27 protein-coding genes are annotated in these 23,106 nt (G+C 32.7%); 12 read left to right on the top strand and 15 right to left on the bottom strand.

The features are described 5' to 3' along the window. The first annotated feature begins 42 nt into the window (after window positions 1-42). The 7 genes from AC8IG9_RS05895 to trxA all read left to right on the top strand — a co-directional run bounded on the left by AC8IG9_RS05895 (window position 43) and on the right by trxA (window position 5,460). A complete protein-coding gene (locus AC8IG9_RS05895) occupies window positions 43-714 on the top strand; it encodes a DUF1345 domain-containing protein (protein ID WP_507425870.1) in 672 nt (223 codons plus the stop codon). A gap of 6 nt (window positions 715-720) precedes the next feature. Further along, entirely contained in the window at window positions 721-1,164 is a 444-nt protein-coding gene (locus AC8IG9_RS05890) for a hypothetical protein (RefSeq protein ID WP_507425869.1), read from the top strand. Window positions 1,165-1,167: 3 nt separating this feature from the next. Then, entirely contained in the window at window positions 1,168-2,067 is a 900-nt protein-coding gene (gene rmuC / locus AC8IG9_RS05885; RefSeq protein ID WP_507425868.1) for a DNA recombination protein RmuC, read from the top strand. Further along, window positions 2,064-3,488, top strand: coding sequence for an exonuclease domain-containing protein (locus tag AC8IG9_RS05880; protein ID WP_507425867.1), 1,425 nt, complete (start codon window positions 2,064-2,066; stop codon window positions 3,486-3,488). The genes rmuC and AC8IG9_RS05880 overlap by 4 nt, the downstream gene beginning before the upstream one ends. A 24-nt stretch (window positions 3,489-3,512) precedes the next feature. After that, on the top strand, window positions 3,513-4,478 hold the full coding sequence (msrP, locus tag AC8IG9_RS05875; RefSeq protein ID WP_507425866.1) for a protein-methionine-sulfoxide reductase catalytic subunit MsrP: 966 nt from the start codon (window positions 3,513-3,515) through the stop codon (window positions 4,476-4,478). A 6-nt stretch (window positions 4,479-4,484) separates the two neighbouring features. Further along, entirely contained in the window at window positions 4,485-5,075 is a 591-nt protein-coding gene (gene msrQ, locus AC8IG9_RS05870) for a protein-methionine-sulfoxide reductase heme-binding subunit MsrQ (RefSeq protein WP_507425865.1), read from the top strand. Between the two features lie 64 nt (window positions 5,076-5,139). After that, window positions 5,140-5,460, top strand: coding sequence for a thioredoxin (gene trxA / locus AC8IG9_RS05865; protein ID WP_507425864.1), 321 nt, complete (start codon window positions 5,140-5,142; stop codon window positions 5,458-5,460). On the opposite strand, the gene AC8IG9_RS05860 is transcribed toward trxA, so the two are convergent. The 10 genes from AC8IG9_RS05860 to aroA are packed head-to-tail and all read right to left on the bottom strand — an operon-like array spanning window position 5,457 to window position 15,023. Beyond that, a complete protein-coding gene (locus AC8IG9_RS05860) occupies window positions 5,457-6,755 on the bottom strand; it encodes a bifunctional folylpolyglutamate synthase/dihydrofolate synthase (RefSeq protein ID WP_507425863.1) in 1,299 nt (432 codons plus the stop codon). The two genes, trxA and AC8IG9_RS05860, sit on opposite strands and share 4 nt — an antisense overlap. Further along, a complete protein-coding gene (locus tag AC8IG9_RS05855; RefSeq protein ID WP_507425862.1) occupies window positions 6,688-7,626 on the bottom strand; it encodes an acetyl-CoA carboxylase carboxyltransferase subunit beta in 939 nt (312 codons plus the stop codon). The genes AC8IG9_RS05860 and AC8IG9_RS05855 overlap by 68 nt, the downstream gene beginning before the upstream one ends. After that, window positions 7,623-8,426 carry a tryptophan synthase subunit alpha gene (gene trpA / locus AC8IG9_RS05850; protein ID WP_507425861.1) on the bottom strand — a complete coding sequence of 268 codons (804 nt, stop codon included), beginning with the start codon at window positions 8,424-8,426 and terminating at the stop codon, window positions 7,623-7,625. The genes AC8IG9_RS05855 and trpA overlap by 4 nt, the downstream gene beginning before the upstream one ends. After that, window positions 8,419-9,657, bottom strand: coding sequence for a tryptophan synthase subunit beta (gene trpB / locus AC8IG9_RS05845; RefSeq protein ID WP_507425860.1), 1,239 nt, complete (start codon window positions 9,655-9,657; stop codon window positions 8,419-8,421). Before trpB ends, trpA begins: the two co-directional genes overlap by 8 nt. Continuing rightward, window positions 9,654-10,259, bottom strand: coding sequence for a phosphoribosylanthranilate isomerase (locus AC8IG9_RS05840; RefSeq protein WP_507425859.1), 606 nt, complete (start codon window positions 10,257-10,259; stop codon window positions 9,654-9,656). The genes trpB and AC8IG9_RS05840 overlap by 4 nt, the downstream gene beginning before the upstream one ends. Continuing rightward, window positions 10,260-10,949: an orotidine-5'-phosphate decarboxylase gene (gene pyrF / locus AC8IG9_RS05835; protein WP_507425858.1), complete on the bottom strand. Its 690-nt coding sequence runs from the start codon at window positions 10,947-10,949 to the stop codon at window positions 10,260-10,262. After that, entirely contained in the window at window positions 10,946-11,284 is a 339-nt protein-coding gene (locus tag AC8IG9_RS05830) for an HU family DNA-binding protein (protein WP_507425857.1), read from the bottom strand. Before AC8IG9_RS05830 ends, pyrF begins: the two co-directional genes overlap by 4 nt. Before the next feature lie 58 nt (window positions 11,285-11,342). Continuing rightward, complete coding sequence (locus AC8IG9_RS05825) at window positions 11,343-13,064, bottom strand: S1 RNA-binding domain-containing protein (protein ID WP_507425856.1); 1,722 nt, start codon at window positions 13,062-13,064, stop codon at window positions 11,343-11,345. Then, window positions 13,054-13,728 (bottom strand): (d)CMP kinase, encoded by a 675-nt coding sequence (cmk, locus tag AC8IG9_RS05820; RefSeq protein WP_507425855.1) that lies wholly within the window; start codon window positions 13,726-13,728, stop codon window positions 13,054-13,056. Before cmk ends, AC8IG9_RS05825 begins: the two co-directional genes overlap by 11 nt. After that, window positions 13,725-15,023 carry a 3-phosphoshikimate 1-carboxyvinyltransferase gene (gene aroA, locus AC8IG9_RS05815; RefSeq protein ID WP_507425854.1) on the bottom strand — a complete coding sequence of 433 codons (1,299 nt, stop codon included), beginning with the start codon at window positions 15,021-15,023 and terminating at the stop codon, window positions 13,725-13,727. The genes cmk and aroA overlap by 4 nt, the downstream gene beginning before the upstream one ends. Before the next feature lie 17 nt (window positions 15,024-15,040). Here aroA and AC8IG9_RS05810 point away from each other — a divergent pair, with 17 nt between their 5' ends. Then, window positions 15,041-15,412, top strand: a complete 372-nt coding sequence (locus tag AC8IG9_RS05810) for a TIGR02300 family protein (protein ID WP_507425853.1) — start codon at window positions 15,041-15,043, stop codon at window positions 15,410-15,412. Between the two features lie 3 nt (window positions 15,413-15,415). On the opposite strand, the gene AC8IG9_RS05805 is transcribed toward AC8IG9_RS05810, so the two are convergent. The 4 genes from AC8IG9_RS05805 to AC8IG9_RS05790 all read right to left on the bottom strand — a co-directional run bounded on the left by AC8IG9_RS05805 (window position 15,416) and on the right by AC8IG9_RS05790 (window position 18,674). Continuing rightward, window positions 15,416-15,817: an OsmC family protein gene (locus tag AC8IG9_RS05805; protein WP_507425852.1), complete on the bottom strand. Its 402-nt coding sequence runs from the start codon at window positions 15,815-15,817 to the stop codon at window positions 15,416-15,418. Then, window positions 15,814-16,950, bottom strand: coding sequence for a homoserine O-acetyltransferase MetX (gene metX / locus AC8IG9_RS05800; protein WP_507425851.1), 1,137 nt, complete (start codon window positions 16,948-16,950; stop codon window positions 15,814-15,816). Before metX ends, AC8IG9_RS05805 begins: the two co-directional genes overlap by 4 nt. Beyond that, complete coding sequence (locus AC8IG9_RS05795) at window positions 16,947-17,927, bottom strand: cysteine synthase A (RefSeq protein ID WP_507425850.1); 981 nt, start codon at window positions 17,925-17,927, stop codon at window positions 16,947-16,949. Before AC8IG9_RS05795 ends, metX begins: the two co-directional genes overlap by 4 nt. Window positions 17,928-18,035: 108 nt before the next feature. Beyond that, entirely contained in the window at window positions 18,036-18,674 is a 639-nt protein-coding gene (locus tag AC8IG9_RS05790) for a peroxiredoxin (RefSeq protein ID WP_507425849.1), read from the bottom strand. A 152-nt stretch (window positions 18,675-18,826) separates the two neighbouring features. Between AC8IG9_RS05790 and AC8IG9_RS05785 the strand changes: the two genes are divergently transcribed. The 4 genes from AC8IG9_RS05785 to AC8IG9_RS05770 all read left to right on the top strand — a co-directional run bounded on the left by AC8IG9_RS05785 (window position 18,827) and on the right by AC8IG9_RS05770 (window position 22,659). Beyond that, complete coding sequence (locus tag AC8IG9_RS05785) at window positions 18,827-19,285, top strand: Lrp/AsnC family transcriptional regulator (RefSeq protein WP_507425848.1); 459 nt, start codon at window positions 18,827-18,829, stop codon at window positions 19,283-19,285. A gap of 146 nt (window positions 19,286-19,431) precedes the next feature. Then, window positions 19,432-20,178, top strand: a complete 747-nt coding sequence (locus AC8IG9_RS05780; RefSeq protein WP_507425847.1) for a TorF family putative porin — start codon at window positions 19,432-19,434, stop codon at window positions 20,176-20,178. 149 nt (window positions 20,179-20,327) lie between these two features. Further along, window positions 20,328-21,074, top strand: a complete 747-nt coding sequence (locus tag AC8IG9_RS05775) for a TorF family putative porin (protein WP_507425846.1) — start codon at window positions 20,328-20,330, stop codon at window positions 21,072-21,074. A 130-nt stretch (window positions 21,075-21,204) separates the two neighbouring features. Continuing rightward, on the top strand, window positions 21,205-22,659 hold the full coding sequence (locus tag AC8IG9_RS05770; protein WP_507425845.1) for a sodium:solute symporter family transporter: 1,455 nt from the start codon (window positions 21,205-21,207) through the stop codon (window positions 22,657-22,659). Here AC8IG9_RS05770 and AC8IG9_RS05765 read toward each other — a convergent pair. Then, a complete protein-coding gene (locus AC8IG9_RS05765) occupies window positions 22,656-23,078 on the bottom strand; it encodes a DUF4149 domain-containing protein (RefSeq protein ID WP_507425844.1) in 423 nt (140 codons plus the stop codon). The genes AC8IG9_RS05770 and AC8IG9_RS05765 overlap by 4 nt on opposite strands. Between the last annotated feature and the right edge of the window lie 28 nt (window positions 23,079-23,106).

Genomic DNA, 23,106 nt, shown 5'->3' with positions numbered 1-23,106 from the left:
AAATCTATAAGATATTAATGAATAACAACTTAAATAAATTTTGTGGCAGATAAAAAAATCAAACTTCATTGGTTCCTCGTTAAGGCAAAACCTAGAATTTTCTATTCTATAGCGGTTGGAGTATTAGTATTTTTCTCATTACACGGTTATCAACCTTCCACTCGTTTTTTAATGGGCTGGAGCGCAGCATCTACAACCTATCTTGTGCTTGTTTTTTTGATGATGCATTTTGTTGGGAATAAAAACATTTCCCACTTTAGTGCGCTCGAAGATGATGGCAAACTTGCAATCTATATTATTTCACTACTTTCAGGGGGCGTTAGTTTACTTGCAATATTTATTCATATTGGTGGCATGAAAGATGTGCCACGTAATTTAAAAGAATTTGCAGTATTGATGACGGGAGTTACATTCTTTACTTCATGGTTGGTGTTGCATACCGCCTATTGTTTGCATTACGCGCATATTTATTACTTAGAACAAAAGAATAATAAGAAACTTAACCCTCTACTTTTTTCAGGTTCTAAAAATCCAAGTTATGCAGATTTTTTTCACTTTTCAGTAGTGATTGGAATGACCTGCCAAACAGCAGATGTGGTTATTCAAAGTTCAAAAATTAGATCTCTTGTTACTGTACACAGCATGATCTCCTTTGCCTTCAACGCAACCTTACTAGCACTCACAATGAGCTTGGTTGCGGGACTGATGTCTTAACTTTAAATGAAGAACACTTTTACACTTAAGATCAATAGTGAAAAATCTAAGATACCAAAGTATCTGGAGGTGCCTCAAAAATTATTAGATGAGCACTTAGAAAAACGTCAGCTTCATAATCTACTTCCAAACTATATAAGAAATGAATTTAAGTTTGAGTTTGATACAGACAGTAAAGTCCTTAAATCCTTAGATAAAAATCATAAAATGTACACAGGTCTCTATAACGAATTAAAATTACAAGAGAATGCAAAAGACACTTATTCTATCTCAATTGAAACACCTCGATCTCGTATCTTAAAGCACGAGATGATTACGAAACATGAAATAGTCTTAGAAGGACATAACAATAAGTTTATTTTTAAAAATAACATTAAATTTTATTTAATTCCTCAAGGAGAGCAGAAGGATTACTTTTGTGGTGGTAATTATATTTTAATGAATAGTTAATAAATGGATAGTCAGATTTTATATTTAATTATTGGTGTTCTTGTAGGAGCTATTGCTATTTATTTCTTTGTTAAGAAGAATGGTAATTCTGGTGATAATAGTGTGCTTAGTTCGCAGCTTGCAGATTTGATTGTTAGATTTTCTAAAGTTGAGGAAGCGACAAAGAATATTTCAACGACACAGGTATCAATTGATAATACCTTTAAAAGCTTTGAGGGGATGTTGAATGACCGTCAAGAACGAGGAGCTTTTTCTGAAATGGAACTTGAGAAGTTATTAAAAGATAGACTTCCTTCGCAGTATTTAAAATTTCAACATACTTTAAGTAATAACAAACGCGTGGATTGCTTAATTGATTTAGGTGAAAATTCGCAGAAGATCGGCATCGATTCAAAGTTTGTTTTAGATAATTATAAATATCTTAGAGCCGCCAAAACTGAAGAAGAGATTAAGAAATATAAGAAATTATTTGAAGATGATGTTGTTAATAACATTAAGAAGATCTCTAGTGACTACATCATAAGTGGCGAAACTACTCCTCATGCCATTATGTTTATTAGATCAGAGGCGGTGTACCGTGAGATCAGTGATAGCGATTTAATTACTAAGGGATTAGAGAAAAATGTTCTTATTGTTTCTCCAAGTTTACTTTGGGGATTATTAAATACTCTTCGTATGTTTTTAAAAGACTCTGAGATGAGTAAGAAAGCTCAAGTCGTTATTAAAGAAATTGGTGTGATTGGCAAAGACATTGGCCGTTTAGCAGAAAGGGTTGCTGATGTTGAGAATAGATTTAATCAAGTGTCCGAGCAATTTAGAGGTATTAAAGTTTCAGCAGATAAAATTCAAAGCAGAGCTGAGAAGATTCAAGAATTAGAATCTAAAGATGAGATTACTAAATGAACTACGTATTCTACGATTTTGAAACAAGTGGAAGATCCAGTGCCTGGGACCAAATTATTGAAGTGGGCGCTGTTTTAGTTAATGATGATTTTCAAGTTTTAGCAGAGCCTTTAAATATTCGCTGTTCATTAAAGCCAGGTCTTGTTCCAGAGCCTTATGCCTTAATTGTAAATAATACGACACCACAAATTCTTAGAAAAACAAATTTATCACATTATGGAATGATGTCGCAAATGGTTGAGCAATTTAATAAATGGTCGCCCGCAGTATTTGTTGGTTACAATTCAATTAGTTTTGATGAAGAGTTTTTAAGGAAGAGTTTATTTAAAACTTTGAATGAACCTTATCTAACTCAGCATAGTGGAAACAAACGTGGTGACATATTAGGTCTTATTCGAACAGCGCATTTGTATTATCCAAATTGCATTAAAACTCCAATGAGTGACAAAGGGAATGCAGTATTTAAATTAGCAGAACTCACAGAAATGAATGGCATCAAACACGACAATGCACACAGTGCTTTATCAGATGTGATGGCAACCATTAGTATTGCGCAAATTATAAAAGATAAAGCTCCATCTGTTTGGAAGGCTTCATTAATGACAACTAGCAAGACTGAAGTGAATGCCATTGTTGAGAAAGAGAAAATATTTTGTGTGAACGAATATTTTTATGGAAAAGCTCGTCCCTTTGCAGTGACGTTTGTTTGCTTTCATCCAAAATATAACTGGCCACAGTGCTTTGATTTAAAAAGTGATCCTAGTATTTATTTAAAGATGCCTTATGCGCAGCTTAAAGAAGAATTAAAGAAAAGTCCTAAGGTTATTAGAAGCATTAAGAATAACAAACATCCTGTGATTATGAGCCCAAATTATGCAATTAATTTTGAGGGTTATAAACAATTAGGTGCTGCAAAATTATTAGAGCGAGCAAATATGATTCATTCTAATCAAGAGTTTAAAGATAAAGTTGTTAAAATTTTAAGTGAAGAGGCAGATGATAAAGAAGCTTTAGATTCGCAACTTGGACTCATGGCTGAAGAATCTATTTATGCAGGAGGATTTGCAAAACCGGAAGATCAAAAATTGATGTTAGATTTTCATAAATCGGATTGGAAAGGTAAACTTGGTTTAAGTGAAAAATTTAAAGATGAACGTTTTAGTTATTTTGCAAAAAGGTTAATTTATGAGGAAAATCCTGAAGTTTTAGGCAAAGACGAATATAAAAAAATACACAGAGCTATTGCTGGACAAATCTTAAGTACTAACGATGAAAAGTGGAATACAATTCCCAAGGCTTTTAAAGATATTGATGATCTTAGAGTTAAGTATGAAGAACTAAAAGATGAAAAAACCTTAGCCATGCTTGATGATTTAAGCGAGTATATCGAGGAAATCCAAACAAAATACGAGAGTGCTTAATTAATAAAAGTTGTAGGGTGGCAAATGATATTTAAAGATCCGCGAATTAAAAACAGAGATATCACACCACAAAATATATTTGAGCAGCGACGCAGGTTGTTAAAAACTGCATCCATTGGTTTTGTGGCTGCTGGATTAAGTTCTTTGTTTAACCCTCAAGCGTTTGCTGCTGCAAGTAATCAACAAAAATTATCAGCTACATTAAATAAAAAATATTCAGTTAACGATAAACTCACTTCTTATAAAGACATTACTAATTATAATAACTTTTACGAGTTTGGAATGGACAAGGAAGATCCAGCTAAATATGCAAAAAGTTTAAATATAAGACCTTGGACTTTAAGTGTGGAAGGTCTAGTTCAAAAACCCACAATCTTTGATGTCGATAGTTTAATGAAACTCTCTGCTATGGAAGAGAGAATTTATCGTATGCGCTGCGTTGAGGGCTGGTCCATGGTTATTCCTTGGAGTGGTTTTGCATTATCTCATCTTTTAAACCAAGTAGAGCCACTCGGTTCTGCAAAATATATCGAGTTCATCAGTTTAGCTGATCCAAAACAAATGCCGGGTTTAAAGTCATCTGTATTGTCATGGCCTTATCAAGAAGGTCTTCGATTAGATGAAGCTATGAATCCATTAACGCTTTTAACTTTTGGAGTTTATGGTGAAATATTACCAAAACAAAATGGCGCACCAGTTCGAGTAGTAGTTCCTTGGAAGTATGGATTTAAAAGTGCAAAATCTATAGTCAAAATAAGATTAACTGATAAAGAACCTGCAACTAGTTGGAGCAGTGTAGCTACACAAGAATATGGTTTTTATTCCAATGTAAATCCTAACGTAAGTCATCCACGTTGGAGTCAGAGAACGGAACATCGAATTGATGGTAGAGGGATTTTATCTCCTAAAATTCAAACTGAAATTTTTAATGGTTATGGAGAACAGGTTGCAAAATTATATGCAGGCATGGATCTTCAAAAGTTTTATTAAGCAATCATGAATATTATTTTAATTAAGCGCATTGTTTTTGTGCTGGCTTTAATTCCATTGCTTCGATTATTTGTTTTGGGATTAACGGATCATTTAACTGCTAATCCAATTGAATTTATAACTCGATCAACCGGTACTTGGACGATTACTTTTTTATGTTTTACACTTGCTATGAGTCCACTGCGTTGGATTACAGGTTGGCCGCAGTGGCTACAATTGAGAAAAACTTTAGGTTTGTTTAGTTTTTTTTACGGATTTTTGCATTTTACAATTTGGTATTGGCTAGATCACAATTTAAATTTTGCCGCGATGATGAATGATGTGATCAAAAGACCATTTATTACTATGGGATTTATAGCTTTTATTACTATGAGTCTGTTAGCGGCAAGTTCAAATCAATTGGCAATGCGTTTGCTTGGAGGAAAGTGGAAAATACTGCATCGATTAATATATTTAATCGTTATTTTAGCATTGATACATTACTACTGGCACAAGCAAGGCAAGAATGATTTTGCAGTAGTATACATTTATGCCAGCGTGATTTTTTTGCTACTAATTATTCGCATTCCATTAATAAAAAAATTAATCAAAAATTGAAGCTACGTAGTTGACAATTATTGTAAGGTTATTATGGTATTGTTTTAATAACCTAAGAGATTCTATGGCAACAATTACAATTACAGACGAAAATTTTGACGAAAAAGTTTTAAAAAGTGAACTCCCTTTTGTGCAGAGATTTACAGCTGAATGGTGTGGCCCCTGCAAGATGATAGCTCCAATGCTGGAGGAGTTATCAGTTGAACTTGGAGGTAAGGTTTTATTTGGGAGCCATAACATTGATGACAATCCAAATACGCCAACACGTTTTGGTGTTAGAGGAATTCCAACAATGATTTTGTTTAAAGGTGGAAAAGCAATAGACACTAAGGTTGGTGCTTCATCTAAACAGCAAATTAAAGATTGGATTTTATCTAAGATCTAATTCAGATTTAGAACTTCACCCATTAGGTAAAGAGATCCTGTAATTATGATTACAGCGTTTGGATCTTCATTTGCAATCTCATGAAGTGCTTCAGTGATACCTTGTGACTGATTTGCTTTAATTCCAAATTCATTTGCAATTTTAGCTAAGATCTTTGGATCTTGAGAGTTGTCTTGATGTGGAATGTTAATAGTCTTTAGTGCTGTGATTGTGGATGAGAAATGTTTTAGAAACACTTTTGCATCTTTAGTATTTAACATTCCAAGGATCATATAAGTCTTTTTGCTCTTTATTGTTTCTAAGAACTTACTTACCGCTTCTGCAGCAGCTTCATTGTGTGCGCCATCTAGATAAAGTTGATTGTTAGGATTAATGTATTCTAATAATTTTCCCTTTGTAATTCTCTCTAATCTTGCTCTGTGTTTAGTGTGTGTGATTGCTTTATTGAGTTTTTGTGGATCTAATTTCTTTAATATCTTTTGTGCTGCTGCAATTGCAGTTCCAGCATTTATGAGTTGATGATCACCATTTAAAGAGGGAAGATCTAAATCAAATAATGATTGATTATCTTGATAAATAAATCTGCCATTTTCTTTACTTACCTGAAAATCTTCACCAAAGATAAATTTAGCTGAACTATTCTTTGCAGTTTCTTTATCAATTTGTTTTAAAACTGATGGTGATTGTTTTCCGATTATAATTTGTGTGTCTTGTTTTAAAATTCCACATTTTTCATGGGTAATTTTTTCTAAAGTATCGCCTAAAAACTCCATGTGATCGTAACTTATTGGCGTTATGATTTGTGCAATGGGTTCGTTAATAACCGCTGTAGTGTCTAATCTTCCGCCAAGACCGCACTCTAATATTGTGTAATCTGCAGGACTTTTTTCAAAGGCTAAGTACATAGCAGTGCTTGTCGCTTCAAAAAACGTCACCGTTATTTTGCTTTTTTCAATTTGATCCATAGTTTTGGTTAACACTTCATTGAGTAATGAATCGCTAATTTCTTTATCTTTTAGGATAATTCGCTCATTAAAGGTTTGAAGATGCGGAGAGACATACATGTTTACGGTTTTGCCGTGATGCTCAAGTATAGATTTTAAAAATGCGCAGGTTGAACCTTTGCCCTTAGTACCAACGCAATTGATTACATTTTTAATTTTATCTTGTGGGTTTTTAAGTTCTTTTAAGAGAACTTTTATTCGCTCAAGGGATAGATCTATTTTTTTAGGATGTAAAGTCAGCAGACGATCCAAGAGGATTTTGTTGCTGGCTGAAGATATTTGTTGATTCACTTAAGAAAGTTTTGTTTGGGTTAGTTAATTGCAATATTAGAGTACTGATGGTTTTTGGCAAATCTTTTCGCTCTGCGACTATATCAATCTGACCTTTTTCTAATAAATATTCTGCAGTTTGAAATTCAGGTGGTAATTCTTCTCTAACTGTTTCTTTAATTACTCTAGCTCCAGCAAATGCAATAAGTGCTTTTGGTTCTGCAATATTAATATCACCTAACAGAGCAACGGATGCTGTGGTTCCACCTGTTGTTGGATCTAGACAAACTGAAATGAATGGAAGGTTTGATCTTTTTAATTCATTGATTGCTGCAATCATTCTTGGCATTTGCATAAGTGAGAACATTGACTCTTGCATTCTCATTCCACCTGAGCAGGCAAAAAATACAAAAGGCAATCTATTAGTAAGTGCAAATTCAGCACCTGTGCAAAAAGCTTCACCTGCAGCTCGACCAACAGAGCCTCCAATAAAATTAAAATTCATTGCACCTGATACAAGGTAAACATTATTTACTTTTCCAGTTGCAAGTAAAACAGAGTCGTGTTGTCCCGTTTCTTCTCTCGCAGTCGCTAATCGTTTGGTGTAACTTTTTGAATCTGTAAAGTTTAAAGGATCATCCATTGGAAGTAGTGGTGATATTTCTTGATACTGACCTTCATCAAATAAAATAGCAAAACGTTCTCTTGGATTAATACGGTGATGTTTTTGACAGGCAGTACAAACGTATAAATTTTCTTTTAAATCTTGTTTATAAAGAACGGCACCACACGAACAGTTTTCCCATAACTTTCCTTCAGGACCTATTTTAACTCGGAATAGGTTTTTAAGTTTGGGTTTAAAACGCTTAAACTTTTCTGTTATCCAATTCATTGAATCTTAGATCTTAGTGATTTTACTATTTTGTTTAGTGTTATTGTAGGATTTTTATGAGCCTTTAAAGAGTCGCCAATTGCTTTACATAATTGACTACCCACCACTAATCCATCGGCCGCTTTTAAAGATTTAATCGTTTTTTCTGTAATACCAAAACCAATCACAATATTTTTATTTTTAGCTAGCCTTTTTATTTTAAAATAATTTTTAAGTATTGTTTTAGAAGATACTTTTAGTTTTCCGCCCGTCGTCGACAACATTGAAATGTAATAGATCATGTCGTGCGAATTTTTGATGATCTGTTTTAATCTTTCATTGGATGTTGTAGGCGCAACTAATTGCACGAAATTAATTGAATTCTTTTTGCACTTATCAGAGAATAATTTGTTTTCAGGGAAGGGCAGATCCACCACAATAAGTCCATCTACGCCAATACTTTTGCACGTTTGTAAGAATTTATTCTCACCATATTGTAGGATCTGATTAAAGTAGCCCATTAATATTACAGGCTTAGTATTGTCTGTTTTTTTAAATTTTTTAACTATTTCAAATACATCGTGAAGTTTAGTGTGAGCCTTTAGCGCTCGGTAAGAGCTGTTTTGAATTTGCTTTCCATCTGCAACGGATGTGTTGTGAGGCATACCGATCTCACAGATATCTACATAAGGTGCAATTGAGTTTAAAATTTTTAATGTTGTATTTTTATTAGGATCTCCTCCTACAATGTAAGTTAAAAGCGCTGGTCTTTTTTCTAATTTACAATTTTCAAAGGCTAGCGTGATGTTTGAATTAATCATGATTTTTACCAAGTCTTTTATCTAAAATTAATTTATCCTTTTTTGCATCACCACAAGAGTTAACAACAATAATAGTGTCTCTGCTTAATTTTGGTGCAATTCTTATCGCTTCTGCAAATGCATGTGAGGGTTCTAATGACGGTCTAATGTCTTCTAGTTTAGCTACTAATTTATAAGCATCCAATGCTTGTTCATCTGTGGCAGAGATGTAGCGTGCTCTTTTTACGTCTTTTAAGAAGCAATGAAGAGGAGAAACACCAGGGTAATCAAGACCTGCACTAATAGAATGAGTTTCTTTAATTTGTCCTTCTTTATCTTGAACGACATATTGTGCAGCACCATGCAAGATTCCAATTTTAGATTTATTACTTAGAGGTGCAGCATGAAGTTTACTTTTTTTAGGTCCACCTGCTTCAACACCAATAAATTCAACCTGTTTCTTATTGTAATCCATAAATGAATTCCAAAAACCAATTGCAGAAGAACCGCCACCCACACAATTAATTAATTTTAATTTGTTTGGGATTTTTCCAAATTCTTCTCTGATTTGAACAATAAGTTCTCTTGAAATCTGCGCTGTACTCCATGCGCAAATTTTAACGAATATATTAGGACCAACCGTTGAACCAACGCACATATGCGTAGTGTCGCAATTGGCAACCCAGTAACGCATACATTCTGAAACGGCATCGACTAATGTTTTGCTACCAGAATCTACAGGAATTATTTCAGCACCATTTGCTCTGATCGCATCACAATTTGGTTTTTGTCTTGCCATGTCTTTTGTGCCCATAAATATTTTGCACTTAAGACCAAATTTCTTTGCAGCCATGGAAAGCATTTTTCCAGCGTAACCTGCGCCCGTATCACCAATGATATATTTTTTACCTGCGTGTTTACAAATCAGCGCATGAACGATGGCGTTATATATCTTATGTGCGCCCCCATTAGCTTCACTCACTACTTTTGCATAAATCTGAGCGCCACCTAAATATTCTGTTAAATTGTAAAGTTTGATGAATGAAGTAGGGGAGCCTACGTAGTTTTTAAAATAATAGTCTCTCTCTTTAATAAATTTTTTATCTCTTCTTAGTTTGTTGAAAAGTTTTGTTAGATCTTCGATGGGTTTTTTAAGAGTTTCTGGAATAAAGTTTCCACCGAATTTACCACCGTACATATAGCTTTTGTCATGTTGGTCGATAATGGGTTTTCCTTTTAATAACTTCATCATGCTTTTACTTTGTCTAAAAATTCTATAATTTTTGTTTTACTTTTAACGCCAAGACTACTTTCTAATCCGGCAGATACATCAATACCATATGGATTGTATTTTAAAACCTCATCAACATTATCAATACTAATAGAACCTGCGACTAAATAAGGTTTTTTGATTTTAAGTTTTGTTAAAATATTCCAATCAAACTTTGCAGTCTTCTCCATCGCAGGACTGTCAAAAATTAACATGTCGACTTCATCTTCAAACTGCGTGTAAGTTTTAGCGCTTGCTTCATCAGTTACCCGAATGGCTTTAATAATTTCTTTATTAAACTTTTGTTTTAATTCTCTAATGCGTTTTACATCTTCATGACCATGAAGTTGGAAGCAGTCAAAATAATCTTTAATTTGTTCTATAAATTCATCCTTTGCATTTACTAAAACTGCAATTCTTTTAACGTGAGGCGGGATATTTTTTGTAAGTTCTCTTGCCTGATCTGGTGTTAAATTTCTTGGCGATTTTGCATAAAACACGAAACCTAAATAATCAACTTTGTGTTCAATTGCAGTTTGAATAGTTTCTTTTTCAGTCATGCCGCAGATTTTAACTTTTGGCATTTAGATTAAAGCTTTTAAAACTTTCTTAATATTAGTTTTTGGATTTCCTTTAGTAATGTCTCTGCCAATAACTAAGTGTGTGGCTCCTAATTTTAAAGCCTTTTCTGGTGTCATTATTCTCTTTTGATCAGCTACATTTTTATTTGAAATTCTAATTCCAGGCACAACAATTTCAAATGATTTAGAAACTTTTCTAACTTTTAGTATCTCATGTGCTGAACAAACGATGCCGTGAATCTTTGCAAGTCTTGCAGTTTGCGCTAACTTTTGCACCTGCGTTTCAACACTTGTGTTTGATCCCATTTGTTTTAGATCCTTGTTTGTAAGTGAAGTTAGAATCGTTACTGCTAATATTTTTAATTTCTTATTAGTTTCATTTTGCGCTTTTTTTGCAGCTTTCATCATCTCTAAACCACCACTTGCATGAATAGTTAGATAATCAACTCTTAAATCTTTAAGACTTCTAATCGCTTTATAAACAGTGTTTGGGATATCTTTTAGTTTTAGATCTAGAAATATTTTAACGTTTTTGTTTTGAAATTGTTTAATTGCTTGTCGTCCTTGTTTTGAGCAAAAGAACTCAAGTCCAAATTTTACCCCGTAAATATATTTATTTGTTGCATTAACAATTTGTTTTGCGCGTTTGATATTGTTTGTGTCGACCGCAACAAAGATAGGTTGTTTTCTCATTGTTTTTTATTGTCATACATCTTTTCAATTTTCTTATCGACGTCAGCTGGAGATGTATCGTTGTTAATTCTATTTTTTAAATCCTTTGCCATTCTAAAGCCGATGTTTTTCTTAATTCCAACTTGTACTTTTTCACCGGTTCTCGGATTTCTTGCAAGTCTTGGCTCTCTCGTCTTTACGGCCCAAGTGCCAATGCCTCTGATTTCAATTCTTTGACCTTGAACTAGTGCCTGTCCTAAATGTTTAAATACAAGCTCAACCATACGCTCCACTTGAGGATGATTTAAATATTTGTATCGGATAGCTAGATCGTGAATGAGAGTAGATCTTTTCATTACCCTTGAACTTTATGGGTAAGTGATTGAACTTACAATCTTTTTATAGTTGTGGAGATTATTCTTCTTTTTTAGATTTTTTAGGCTTCTTCTCAGCTTTTAAAGCAGGGCCTAAGATGTCAGCAAGAGAAGCACCGCTATCTACGTTTTTGAATTTAGCGATTGTTTCTTTTTGTTGTTTTTCTTCTAATTTTTTAACTGATAATTCAACTTTTCTTTCTTTTTCTTCAAGAGTTACGATCATTGCATCTAATGCATCACCCACTGCAAATCTGTTTGTTCTTTGATCCGCTTTTTCAATTGCGATTTCTGCTTTCTTAATAATAACTGGGAAACGTTTTTCTCCAACATTTACTCTGATGTAATTGTCTAAAATCTCAGCAACTTTAACAGTTACAACATCACCTTTTTTCTTATCTTTAAATATATCAAATGGATCTTCTAATAACGCTCTAACAGAGCCGTTTACTTTATCATCTTTTATATCGATGATTTTGAATTTAACTGAATCGCCTTTTTTGTAATTATTTAAAGCATCTGAACTTTCAGAGTAATCTAATTGTTTGTAATGAATGAAAATGTCGATTTCAGAGTCACCTGTGTTTAAGAATAAACCAAACTCTTTTTTGTTCACGATCTTAGCTTCCAATACTGTGTTAATTGGATAACGTTTTTTGAAATCTTCAATTGGATTTTCTTGAGTGTCTTTGTAAGAAAGAACAATTTTTTTCTTCTCTAAATCTAATTCTTTTAATTTAACTTTAACAACATCACCTACTTTAAATACCGTTCTAGGATTTACGTTTTTGTTTAAGTGTTTAATTTCTGATGTATGAATTAATCCTGCAACACCTGAATCTAATTCAGCGAATGCTCCAAAGTCTGTAAGTTTTGAAATTTTAACTTCGTAAATTTCACCAACTTTATATTTGTTTTCAATTCCAATATATGGATCTGGCGACATTGCTTTGATTGAAAGCGACATTCTTTTTTGTACATTATCAATCTCAATAATTTGGGCAGTTACTTCTTCACCCACTGTGAAAATTTCTTCAGGTGAATTTACTCTTAAGTGAGAAATTTCAGATGTGTGTAATAAACAATCTAATGAATCAACCGATACGAACGCACCATATGATTGGATTGCTTTAATTTTTCCTTTTACAATGTCGCCCACTTTAAATTTGGCGATCACTTCATCTTTACTTTGGTTTTTAGATTCTTCTAATAGAACTCTTCGTGATGCAATCACGTTCATTCTAATGTTGTCGATTTTGATAATTAAAAATTCTAATGGTTTATTAATAAAGTCGTTTGGATTTCTGATTGGTGCGTCTGCCAGTTGTGATGATGGTACGAATGCTTGAATTCCAAATATCTCGCAAGTAAATCCACCTTTAACGCTGCTCTTAATAGTTCCTGTAACTTTTGTTTGATCGTCAAATGCTTTTTGAATTCTGTTCCAAGATTTAACTCGTTTTGCTTTTTCACGAGATAAAATAACTTCACCGTGTTTTGATTCTAATCTTTCGATAAATACTTCAAGCTCATCTCCAACTTTTAAAGTTTCAAGCTCGTCACTTGTAAGTTCGCTCTTATTAATTACGCCTTCAGATTTTAAACCAACATCAATTAGAATAATTTTTTCTTCAATACGAGATACGATCCCGTTCACTAAAGAACTTTCTGCTGTAACTCTTTTATCTAGATCTGATTTAAGTAAAGCTGCGAATTCGTTGCTAGAAGAGTCGTCGTTGTAGGCTTTTATGTTATGTTGCATTCAGTAGTTTAATTCTTTTCCTTATCACTTCGTCTATTTCGACAAAGGCGGATCTTGTATTATAAAAAGAACTATCTAGCAATACAGCATCTTTTGCTGGTTTTAAGCTAGAAATCTTACGATGTGTGTCATCGTAGTCTCTCTTTTTTATATCGCTTTTAACTTTGCTTAAGGTCGTCTTCACCTCCATTTTTTTGTACTCTTTATATCTACGCACTGCTCTCACATTTAAGCTCGCAGTTAAATAAACTTTCACATGTGCATCGGGCATAATCACTGTGCCAATGTCTCGTCCATCCAAAATAGATCCTTTAAATTTCTTTGGAGGATTATAAGCAAGATCATGCTGAACTTTTTTTAGCATTTGTCTTATTCTTTTTATCTTTGAAATTACAGATGCAATTTTTGTAACAGGCTCACTTGTAAGTCTTTTATCTTTTAGTTTTTTAAGAGTTAATTTTTTTAATGCTTGATTTAGTTTTGCGTAATTAACTTTTTGACCTTTAGTCTGATAAACTTGTAAGGCAAAGTATCTATAAAGTTTTCCAGAATCTAAATGTAAAAGTTTGTATTTTTTTGCGATTTGTCTAGCCAATGTATGTTTACCTGAGGCTGCAGGTCCATCAACTGCAATTCGTAATCTATTTTGTTTTTTGTTTTTCAATTTTTTCTCAGGTTATTAATTGTTTTAGTAAAACTTGGAAAACTAGTTTTTATATAATTAAAATCTTTAATCTTGAATGATTTATTAAGTACTTGTGATAGCACATAAAATGACATTGCTATTCTATGATCACCTTTTGCATCAATTTTAATTTTTTTATTTAATTTAAAAGATTTAACTCCTGTAATTTTAACTGAACTTTTTGTCGATGTTATTTTAACACCAAGCGGTTTTAATCCATCTTCCATGGATTTAATTCGATCCGACTCTTTTACTCTAAGTTCTTCTATGCCTTTAAAGTTAGACGTTCCTTTTGCAAAACATGCGGCAATGAAAAGAATAGGGTATTCATCAATTAAACGTGGTGCCATCTTTTCAGTAACTGTTGTTGCTTTTAAATTTGAGCTTTGAACTTCAAGATCACCCACGATCTCACCGCAGATAATTTTTTTGTTTTTTATTTTAATTTTAGCATTCATCTTTTTGAAGACATCTAAAATTCCAGTTCGCGTTGGATTAAGTAAAACATTTTTAATAGTTACTTTTGAATTTTTAGAAATAAGCGCAAGCACCATCATAAATGCTGCTGATGAAATATCACCTGGTACAGAGATATCTTTTGCATCAATTGGATGTTTGCCAAATATTGAGATAATCTTTTTATTCTTTGATTTCTTAACTGTAATATTAGCGCCTAAATGTTTAAGCATGATCTCAGTGTGATCTCTCGTTTCAAATGGCTCTTCTAATGTTGAAATTCCTTTTGTATTTAATGCAGCAAGACACCAGGCCGACTTTAATTGTGCACTTGGAACTTTTAATTTCTGGTCATTTTGCAGACCGACGTAAGAGCCTAAAAAAGTAAACGGCATAGTGTTTTTGTTTTCAGGCAATGCATTTGCTCCAAATTCTCTAAGCAAATTAATCACTCGCTGCATTGGTCTTTTTGATAAAGACTTATCACCTGTAAACTTTATCTTTACAGGGTAGGTTGAGATTAAGCCCATCATTAATCTTGCTGTGGTTCCTGAATTTCCACAGTTTAAAGTCCCGTTATATTCCTTAAGTCCCCCCACAACTAAACCGTAAACGTAATAATCTTTTCCTTTTTTAAAAATATTTACACCAAATTTTCTAAGTGCATTCATAGTGCTGAATACATCTGCAGATTCTAAAAGATTTGAAACTCTAACAATACCCGTTGCTTGTGAGCCAATAATGAGAGACCTGTGTGAAATAGACTTATCGCCAGGTAAACTGATTACACCCTTAAATTTTGGCAATTTTTTATCCATTTTGCTGAGGTTAATTAGTGTTGTTTAATGCGATTAAAATTTATATACAAGCAAAAATTAATCATACAAATTTAACAATTTTAGAGGCTACATTGGATAAAAAAAACTGGGGAACTAAAAGAATTTGCGAGTGTGGTAAAAAGTTTTATGACTTTAACAAAAGTCCAATTACTTGTCCTTGTGGAAAAGTTCAAAACATTGAAGACAAATTTGCAAAACTTGCAGCTGTAAAACAAGTTGAGAAAAAATCAGTTAAAGATATTGATCCAGATGCAATAGCTGACGGTGATGATTTTGTAGCGAAAGAAGATCAAGCTGAAGAAATGGTTATTTCTTTAGATGATCAAAAAGAAATCGAAGAGACTTTAGAAAAAGATACTCAAGAGTAGTTTTTAAACTAATTCAGAATTAATTATTATTTGATTACTTAGCGCCTTGTGAATAGGGCACTTATTAGAGATTTCAAATAAACGTTGTCTTTGTTCTTCGGTTAAATTTCCAATAAGTTCTATTTCTCTAATAATCTCCCCGCTTGCTTTTCTGTCTAATCTCACAATAATTTTTTCTAACGGTAATTTTTTTAAACGCGCATATAAACGAAGTGTCATTGATGTGCATGAACCAAGTGACGATAATAAAAAATCAGTTGGACTTAAGCCTTTATCATTTCCGCCTGGAAAAGATTTAGGTTCATCTGCTAATAGTTTGTGTCCTCGAACTTCAATATTTTGCACAAGTGAATCCGGATCTACGTCTGAAATCGTAATAAAATGCTCTCTATTTGGATCGATCATTGTTTAGATATTTTAAATGACTCATAAGCAGAGTCTAAAAATCCTTTAACACTTCTTAAAAATTCAGGCTCATCTAAAAGAAAAGCATCATGACCGTTATTAGTTACAACTTCGACAAAACTTACATCGGCACCAACAGAGTTTAAGGCAATTAATACTTTTTTGCTTTCAGCGGTTGGGTAAAGCCAATCCGTTGAGAAAGAAATAAGACAATACTTAATCTTTGTGAATTTAAATGCATTAGCCAATACTCCATCGTTCTCACGGTACAGATCAAAATAATCCATAGCGCGAGTTAAATATAAATAACTATTTGCATCAAAGCGATCTACAAAGGCATTGCCTTGATATTTTAAATAACTTTCAACTTGAAAGTCGGCATCAAAAGAAAATTTAAAGTCACCTTTCTTCTGTAGCTTTCTTCCAAATCTTTCCTGAAGTCCTTCTTCAGATAAATAACTAATGTGACCGGCCATACGTGCAATGGACAAACCATTACGTGGATTTTTCTTAAGCTTCACGTACTCTCCATTACTCCAATCGGGATCTGCCATAATGGCCTGACGAGCTAATTCATTAAATGCAATATTTTGCGCAGAATGACTTGCTGTACAAGCAACCGGAATTGCAGCGTAAGTTCGATCTGGATAAGTTGAGCAGAACTGCAGCACTTGCATTCCACCCATAGATCCACCCAAAACACATAAAGTTTTTTCGATATTTAAATGATCAAGTAATAACACTTGTGCATTCACCATATCTTTTATGGTTACTAACGGAAAAGTCGTCCCATAGAGTTCATTTGTTTTAGAGTTAATAGAGGTTGGTCCGGAAGTTCCCATGCAGCCACCTAAAACGTTAGCACAAATTACAAAATATTTATTAGTATCAACCGCTTTATCCGGTCCAATTGCAGTAACCCACCAACCTTCTTTATTAGTAATTGGATTAATACCCGTTGCAAATTGATCTCCACTCAAAGCATGAAATACTAAAATCGCATTGTCTTTATTTTTATTTAAAGTTCCAAACGTTTCATAAGCAACTGTAAAGCCATCTAGAGTTTGTCCAGATTCTAACTGTAACGGTTTTTTAAAATCGAATGTTTTAATTTTATTTTTATCGATAATCATTTGATCCAATCTGGACAAGGTAGTCCTTTAGATTTTAAAAATTCACGGTTAAATAATCTACTTTTATAACGTGTGCCCACATCACATAAAATAGTTACAATTGTTTTGTCTGGTCCCATTTTTTTCCCAAGTTCAATTGCGCCTGCAACATTTATTCCTGAAGAGCTTCCAAGACATAATCCATCGTCGTGCAATAAATCAAATACAATATTCACAGCATCAGTATCATTGATCTGAAATGCATCATCTAATAAAGCGCCTTTATAATTTTCTGTAATTCTAGAAGTTCCAATTCCTTCTGTTATAGAGCTTCCAGTCATTGTTAATTTTCCAGTTTTAAAATGACTATAAAGAGCAGAACCAAAAGGGTCGCTGACTGCAATTTTAATATTCTTATTATGTTTCTTTAATCCAATAGAAACACCAGAAATAGTGCCACCCGTTCCAGAGGAGCAAGTAAAGCCATCTACTTCTCCATTCGTCTGGGTCCAAATTTCTTCTGCAGTCGTTTCAATATGAGCTTGTTGATTAATAGTGTTGTCAAATTGATTTCCCCAATATCCACCAATGTCTTCTGCAACTTTCTTTGCATACTTCACATAGTTATTTGGATTATCATAAGGAACTGCAGGAACTTCAATAAGTTCAGCGCCTAATTGTCTTAAGGTATCTTTTTTCTCTTGTGATTGAGTATCTGGAATAACAATAACTGTTTTAATACCAAGCTCTTTTGCAATGAGGGCAATCCCTATACCAGTGTTGCCAGCTGTACCTTCAACAATAGTACCACCTTTTTTTAATTTATTTTTTTTAATGGCGTCGTTTAAAATGTAAAGAGCCGCTCTATCTTTTACAGACTCTCCTGGATTTAAAAATTCTGCTTTGCCGTAAATCTTACAGCCTGAAAGTTGTGAGGCTTTCTTTAAATAAATTAAAGGAGTGTTGCCGATACTATTTATAATTTTACTTTGGTTCATTTAATTTATTTAATTGTATTTATTACTTTATTTTAAATTAAATAAAAAAAATCACAACCAACTCTCTTTAAAGAGCTGGGTGTGACTTTATTAATTAGCTAAAATTTCTTACTTAGAAACTGGCTGTTTTACAGTTCGAAGATATGGCTTTACAGTCGTCCAACCTTGAGGGAATAATTTCTTAGCATCCTCATCAGAAACTGCTCCTGAGATAATAACATCTTCACCACTTTTCCAGTTAGCAGGAGTTGCAACTTTGTAATTTGCAGTTAACTGCAATGAATCGATTACTCTTAAGATCTCATCAAAGTTTCTTCCAGCGCTAGCAGGGTACGTTAATGTCAGCTTAATTTTTTTGTCAGGTCCAATAACAAACACAGATCTTACAGTTAAAGTGTCACTAGCTTTTGGATGGATCATTCCATAGAGATCAGAAACTTTTCTATCTTCATCTGCAATGATTGGAAAGTTTGGTTTATAACCTTGTGTTTCTTTAATATCATCTGACCATTTTTCGTGATTACTTAAGCCATCAACAGATAGTCCAATAACCTTAACATTGCGTTTATCAAATTCAGGTTTTAGTTTTGCAACTGCACCAAGTTCAGTTGTGCAAACAGGCGTGAAATCTTTTGGGTGAGAGAAAAGTATTGCCCAGCTATTTCCAAGCCATTCATAAAAATCAATTTTACCTTCTGTGCTCTTAGCTATAAAATTTGGAGCATCATCATTTAATTGTAGTGCCATTTTTATTTCCTTATTTATTAATTGTGTGAATGATGTAGTAGTTTTTTCTGTTCAATTCAATATTTGCAGAAAAATAAGTCAAAAATAAGCTTTATCTAGACTAAAACTGGTATTTTATTCTGAATATGATAGTTATTTTAGAATAAAATATCATGAATGATATAGATAAAAAAATATTATCCCAGCTTCAAGAAGATGCGGATATTCCAATTGCTGAATTATCAAAGAAAGTAAACCTTTCAGCCACCCCATGTTGGGCTAGAATTAATAAGTTATATAAAGAGGGATATATAAAGAAGAAGGTAGCTGTCGCAGATAGGAACAAACTTAATCTTAAAACCATAGCTTTTGTCTCTATTAGAACTAACAAACATAATATGGAGTGGGCAAAGAAATTTATAAGTATTATAAATTCTATGCCTGAAGTGGTCGAGTTCTATAGATTGAGCGGCAGTATTGATTATTTATTAAAAGTGCTAGTCCCAACCATGGAAGAATACAACAAATTCTATACAAAACTTACAGATCAGATTGATATTTTTGCAGTATCAACCTCATTCTCAATGGAAGAAATTAAACAGACAACAATCCTTCCGCTTAACTACGTTTAAAGAAATTATTAAAATACATTATGCTAATAACGCATACTGTTACATGCAAACAACACATAGCTGTTATTTATATTGAACCATATAAATTAATATAAAACTTATATAGATAAACAATTATTAAATTAATTTAATTAAAAAAAAATAAAATGAATAAAAAAATAATATTCTCATTCCTTGGCTCGTTATTATTTTTAACGCAAGCTGCGAATGCAGAAATAAAATTTGGAAATCCTAAAGATCCTAGCGCGACTTTATCTTTTAACGCTGGTTACAACAGCGCGTACGTATGGAGAGGTATTGATCAAAACAATAGCGCAGGTTCACCTTACATTGGTGCTGATCTAAATACAGCGATAGGAATTTATGTAGGAACTTGGACAGCTGCCGCTGGCGCTTCTGGAAATAATGGTTCTACTCAAGAATTAGATATTTATGGTGGAATCAAAAAAACTTTTGGACCTATAACTGGTGACATTGGTGTAATTCAGTATCATTACCCAGCAAGCACTGACAACGTAGCTACAGATTTTCTTGAAGGTTATATAAAATTAACACTTGCTCCAGACAAAGCTCCATACTCTATTGGTCTCGCTTATTATAAAGAAGACACTAAGGGTTTTGCAACTGGAACAGGACGTAACCAAATTACTGGTATAGGTAAAAATTACTATGAAGCGAATGCTACATATGACTTTGGATCTGTTCAAAGTTTAATTTCTTACGGTAAATATAAAGATGTTACAAAAACTACTACAGTAACTCTTTCAAAAACAATTTCTGACATTGGTTTTGCATTAAGCTACATTAATGGAAAAACTGAAAGCACAACAAATAGTTATGCTCCAGCACAGGACCATGACTTTTTAGTGTTTAACATTTCAAAAACATTTTAATTAATTAATTAATTAGAATTTCTAATTAAAAATACTCAGCGTTTATAAGATTACCCCCTTATAAACGCTGGTATTGTTGTTTTCTTTTTTTGTTACTGATCTCAATTTAATTTGATATTTAGAACTTGAAAAATATAGGTTTTAAAAAATTGAATAAAAAAATATTATCACTTTTCTTCGCTTTATCACTTTTAGGAACTCAGACAGCACAATCACATACTGAAATTTTAGGGGGTGAGCTTGAATTCAATGTTGGTATTGCAAGTAACTATGTAAACAGAGGTGTTGAGCAAAATAAAGGACAACCCGCACCTTTTGCCGGAGCAGATTTTTCTTATCCTATAAAAACATTAGGAGTTAACGTTTATGTGGGAACTTGGATTTCAGCAAGCCACGGCGTGAATACTTCAGCTGGATTAGGTTACACAAAAGAGTGGGATAATTATATTGGAATAAAAAAAACTATTGATATCGTTACCTTAGATGTTGGGTATACTACTTCTTCTTATCCAGGAATTTATGATCACAATATAGCTCTAAATAATGCAGAGTATTTCGCAAAAATAACAATCGCCCCAGATAAAAAGCCCTATACATTTGGAGCTGCTTACACATTGGATGACTCACAAGGTGTGCTTAATGATAACGGACAAAGATCTGATAGGTTTTATTATGAGTTCAACGCAACTTATGATTTTGGTCCGGTACAAAGTAAAATAAGCTACGGTGTTTGGGATAGAGATACTAATACTTCAACAGTTACATTATCAAAAGAGTTTATCGGAGTTAATTTTGATCTTTCTTACATTTATGCAGATAGAGCAAAAACTGAAACATCTCAGCTTACGCAAGATAGCAAAGACTATCTTACGTTAGTTGCTACAAAAAGATTTTAATCAATAACATTTGGAGATTGCAAATCTCCTCACATCAATATAGTTTTTAAACATATTAAGTTTTAGGGGTGCTTTGAAAGAGGCTGAGATTAAACCCTGGAACCTGGATTGGTAATTCAATTAGGGAAAAATGAATAGTTCTTTTATAGGCGTAAATTCTGCTCTACTATTTGTAGTAATCATATCTTTAACTTTCTTATTTATCGGAACCTACTTTTCTAAAAAAACCTTAGATTTAAATAATTATTTAGTTTCAAACCGCAATGTTGGAGTCTTTAAATTAACAGGAACACTAGTTGCCTCATCTCTAGGTTCTTGGATTTTATTTGGACCACCTACCGCTGCAATTGACGGTGGGTTAGGCGCTATTATTGGTTATGCACTAGGTACAGCATTCACCATGATTTTATTAATATTTTTTGGAAAAAAACTGAGAAAGATATTTCCAAGCGGAAAATCGCTTACAGAAATTGTACTAAAAAAATTTGGATCTAAAGTCTTTAAACTTATCTTTGGTTTGATGATGTTTTATTTGTTCATTTTTTTATGCGCTGAAGTAACTGCTATTTCAGAATTAATTCATTATATGTCCGGTCTTTCAGTTTGGATATCTGCAGGGATTATCCTAATTTGCGTTGTAAGTTATGTGTTATTTGGTGGTCTCAATGCAACCATTCGAACGGATACGGTGCAATGTATTGCTATAGTTCTACTTTTTTTATATCTGCTTTATGTAGTTGTAATTCAAAATAGCTTTCATCTTAATCTAAATTTTTTTCATAAAGACTTACTCCAACTTGATAACAAATCCTTGGTTAATTCCTTACAATTTGGTTTTGTTTTTTTTGTGGCCGTTGCTGCAACTAATTTATTTCATCAGGGCAATTGGCAAAGGGTTTATGCGGCTAAAAATGATAAAGTTTTAGTGACGAGTTTATTAGCTTCCTTCGTAATCATTTATATCATCGTATTTTGCATGGGATTAACAGGTAGCATTGCAAAATTAAATGGATTAAAATTTAGCCAAGATCTTGCATTTTTTTCAATTATTTTAGATAAAAATAATACTTTAATTTCATTTGTTATATTATTATTTGCAGCTTGTCTTTGTATTAGCACCGTAGATACTCTTCTTAATTCCATTTCAAGTTTGACTATTGTTCATTCTAAAGATTTTTTTAATTTAAAGAAAATTACCAAACAAAAAAGATTGTCTAATATTGTTTTAATTATTTCAGTGCTTATTTGTTTTTTAATAGTTCTGTTTCAATTTAGCGTTTTATATTTATTTTTATTTGCAGATTTATTGTGCTGCGCTTGCGCGTATGTAGTGTTTAAAGGACTTTATGAGAAGAAAGTTTCTCAGTGTAGATCCATAATCTTAATTAGTGTTGGTTTAGTGACTGGCTTATTACTATTTCCAAGTGAAGATTTTTCTAAATCTTTATTGATTGGATTTTTCTTTAATAAAGAGATTTTTAGTGAAATGTTTTCTAAAGCTTTGCTTTTTTGGTCTTTCTTATTTGCAACATTATCGCCAGTTTTTTTTGATCTTATTTATAGAAGTGCGAAAGAAAAGTCTTAAAAGTCTAATAATAAAAACGTCAGGTAAACCAATAGAAGTATTTGAATAATATTTATTACAACTGAAGCGTTGTGTAGAATTTTAAATTTTTTATTGTTCTTGCCTTTAGCCTTGTTGATTTCTGGCATTAGATAAAAATAGCTTACGATAAAAAGTAAAAAAATAATTACATTGCAATAAAAAATTGGATTAAAAACGCCAAGAAATGCAATTGCAATTCCAGATATCAAAACTATGCTGCCGTTAAAAATATAATAAATTGGAAATATTTTTCGCGCATACAAACCTGCTTGTGTTGCTGGTAAAAATTTGAATATTGTTGGTGTGATTATGAATGAGAAAAAAATCATTACTCCAAGACTGATCACTGGAAAAATAGTGATTATTGTAAGTATAATATAATCTGTAATTGATGACATTTGCTTTAAATATAAAAAAATACCGTAT

Origin of the sequence: Candidatus Allofontibacter sp. (assembly GCF_040404065.1) — a bacterium.
GTDB lineage: Bacteria > Pseudomonadota > Alphaproteobacteria > Pelagibacterales > Pelagibacteraceae > Fontibacterium.
This window is presented reverse-complemented; position numbering and strand designations above follow the sequence as displayed.